Here is a 3407-nt window from a genome sequence, read left to right on the forward strand (position 1 = left end):
CGTGATACCCGTAGCTTCGGTGTATGGTTTGAGCCCCGTTACATCTTCCGCGCAGGCCGACTCGACTAGTGAGCTATTACGCTTTCTTTAAAGGGTGGCTGCTTCTAAGCCAACCTCCTAGCTGTCTAAGCCTTCCCACATCGTTTCCCACTTAACCATAACTTTGGGACCTTAGCTGACGGTCTGGGTTGTTTCCCTTTTCACGACGGACGTTAGCACCCGCCGTGTGTCTCCCATGCTCGGCACTTGTAGGTATTCGGAGTTTGCATCGGTTTGGTAAGTCGGGATGACCCCCTAGCCGAAACAGTGCTCTACCCCCTACAGTGATACATGAGGCGCTACCTAAATAGCTTTCGAGGAGAACCAGCTATCTCCGAGCTTGATTAGCCTTTCACTCCGATCCACAGGTCATCCGCTAACTTTTCAACGGTAGTCGGTTCGGTCCTCCAGTCAGTGTTACCTAACCTTCAACCTGCCCATGGATAGATCGCCCGGTTTCGGGTCTATTCCCAGCGACTAGACGCCCTATTAAGACTCGCTTTCGCTACGCCTCCCCTATTCGGTTAAGCTCGCCACTGAAAATAAGTCGCTGACCCATTATACAAAAGGTACGCAGTCACCCAACAAAGTGGGCTCCCACTGCTTGTACGCATACGGTTTCAGGATCTATTTCACTCCCCTCTCCGGGGTTCTTTTCGCCTTTCCCTCACGGTACTAGTTCACTATCGGTCAGTCAGTAGTATTTAGCCTTGGAGGATGGTCCCCCCATATTCAGACAAAGTTTCTCGTGCTCCGTCCTACTCGATTTCACTTCTAAGATCCTTTCGCGTACAGGGCTATCACCCACTATGGCCGCACTTTCCAGAGCGTTCCGCTAAAATCAAAGAAGCTTAAGGGCTAGTCCCCGTTCGCTCGCCACTACTAAGGGAATCTCGGTTGATTTCTTTTCCTCAGGGTACTTAGATGTTTCAGTTCCCCTGGTTCGCCTCTTGCACCTATGTATTCAGTGCAAGATAACCATCTTATGATGGCTGGGTTCCCCCATTCAGACATCTCCGGATCACAGTCTGTTTGCCGACTCCCCGAAGCTTTTCGCAGGCTACCACGTCTTTCATCGCCTCTGACTGCCAAGGCATCCACCGTATGCGCTTCTTCACTTGACCATATAACCCCAAGCAATCTGGTTATACTGTGAAGACGACATTCGCCGAAAATTCGTACGCTTGCTCTACGAGCAACTCACAAATTTTACCTTAGCCTGAACCGTTACCAGTGAAAGTAACGTCCAGTCTATCTTTCTATCACATACCCAAATTTTTAAAGAACGATCTAATCAAAAGACTAGAAATCAACATTCATCACCGTTCGGTGGAATGCTCATTTCTAAGCTTTAAACGTTGGTGCCAATCGGTAATGGTGGAGCCAAGCGGGATCGAACCGCTGACCTCCTGCGTGCAAGGCAGGCGCTCTCCCAGCTGAGCTATGGCCCCGTATCGCTACAGGGTACACCATGAAATTGGTGGGTCTGGGCAGATTCGAACTGCCGACCTCACCCTTATCAGGGGTGCGCTCTAACCAACTGAGCTACAGACCCAATCGTCTTCTTCAATGAATCAAGCAATTCGTGTGGGAGCTCATGCAGCAGCTGCTGTCGTCGATTAAGGAGGTGATCCAGCCGCAGGTTCCCCTACGGCTACCTTGTTACGACTTCACCCCAGTCATGAATCACACCGTGGTAACCGTCCCCCCGAAGGTTAGACTAGCTACTTCTGGTGCAACCCACTCCCATGGTGTGACGGGCGGTGTGTACAAGGCCCGGGAACGTATTCACCGCGACATTCTGATTCGCGATTACTAGCGATTCCGACTTCACGCAGTCGAGTTGCAGACTGCGATCCGGACTACGATCGGTTTTGTGGGATTAGCTCCACCTCGCGGCTTGGCAACCCTCTGTACCGACCATTGTAGCACGTGTGTAGCCCAGGCCGTAAGGGCCATGATGACTTGACGTCATCCCCACCTTCCTCCGGTTTGTCACCGGCAGTCTCCTTAGAGTGCCCACCATTACGTGCTGGTAACTAAGGACAAGGGTTGCGCTCGTTACGGGACTTAACCCAACATCTCACGACACGAGCTGACGACAGCCATGCAGCACCTGTCTCAATGCTCCCGAAGGCACCAATCCATCTCTGGAAAGTTCATTGGATGTCAAGGCCTGGTAAGGTTCTTCGCGTTGCTTCGAATTAAACCACATGCTCCACCGCTTGTGCGGGCCCCCGTCAATTCATTTGAGTTTTAACCTTGCGGCCGTACTCCCCAGGCGGTCAACTTAATGCGTTAGCTGCGCCACTAAGAGCTCAAGGCTCCCAACGGCTAGTTGACATCGTTTACGGCGTGGACTACCAGGGTATCTAATCCTGTTTGCTCCCCACGCTTTCGCACCTCAGTGTCAGTATCAGTCCAGGTGGTCGCCTTCGCCACTGGTGTTCCTTCCTATATCTACGCATTTCACCGCTACACAGGAAATTCCACCACCCTCTACCATACTCTAGCTCGACAGTTTTGAATGCAGTTCCCAGGTTGAGCCCGGGGCTTTCACATCCAACTTAACGAACCACCTACGCGCGCTTTACGCCCAGTAATTCCGATTAACGCTTGCACCCTCTGTATTACCGCGGCTGCTGGCACAGAGTTAGCCGGTGCTTATTCTGTCGGTAACGTCAAAACAATTACGTATTAGGTAACTGCCCTTCCTCCCAACTTAAAGTGCTTTACAATCCGAAGACCTTCTTCACACACGCGGCATGGCTGGATCAGGCTTTCGCCCATTGTCCAATATTCCCCACTGCTGCCTCCCGTAGGAGTCTGGACCGTGTCTCAGTTCCAGTGTGACTGATCATCCTCTCAGACCAGTTACGGATCGTCGCCTTGGTGAGCCATTACCTCACCAACTAGCTAATCCGACCTAGGCTCATCTGATAGCGCAAGGCCCGAAGGTCCCCTGCTTTCTCCCGTAGGACGTATGCGGTATTAGCGTCCGTTTCCGAGCGTTATCCCCCACTACCAGGCAGATTCCTAGGCATTACTCACCCGTCCGCCGCTCTCAAGAGGTGCAAGCACCTCTCTACCGCTCGACTTGCATGTGTTAGGCCTGCCGCCAGCGTTCAATCTGAGCCATGATCAAACTCTTCAGTTCAAACATCTTTGGGTTTTGAGAAAACCCTAAACTTGGCTCAGCAATCGTTGGTTACATCTTTGATTTCTCGCGGAGTAACTTGTGATGCTGATAATCTGTTGACTAGCAGTCTGACTCCACAAGCACCCACACGAATTGCTTGATTCAGTTGTTAAAGAGCGGTGGGTTGAGCCTTTCGTCTCAACCGAGGCGCGCATTCTACAGCGCCCCG

The 3407-nt window shown here is 51.8% G+C and carries 2 tRNA genes and 2 rRNA genes; all 4 read right to left on the bottom strand.

The features are described from left to right. A 23S ribosomal RNA gene (locus tag BT179_RS26205) occupies positions 1-1163 on the bottom strand; the annotation flags it as partial. Positions 1164-1414: 251 nt separating this feature from the next. Further along, positions 1415-1490, bottom strand: a tRNA-Ala gene (locus tag BT179_RS26210). 27 nt (positions 1491-1517) lie between these two features. Further along, positions 1518-1594, bottom strand: a tRNA-Ile gene (locus BT179_RS26215). A 65-nt stretch (positions 1595-1659) separates the two neighbouring features. Next, positions 1660-3196: ribosomal RNA gene (locus tag BT179_RS26220) — 16S ribosomal RNA — on the bottom strand. Positions 3197-3407: the final 211 nt, after the last annotated feature.

It is taken from the genome of Pseudomonas sp. NFACC43 (genome assembly GCF_900119645.1).
GTDB lineage: Bacteria > Pseudomonadota > Gammaproteobacteria > Pseudomonadales > Pseudomonadaceae > Aquipseudomonas.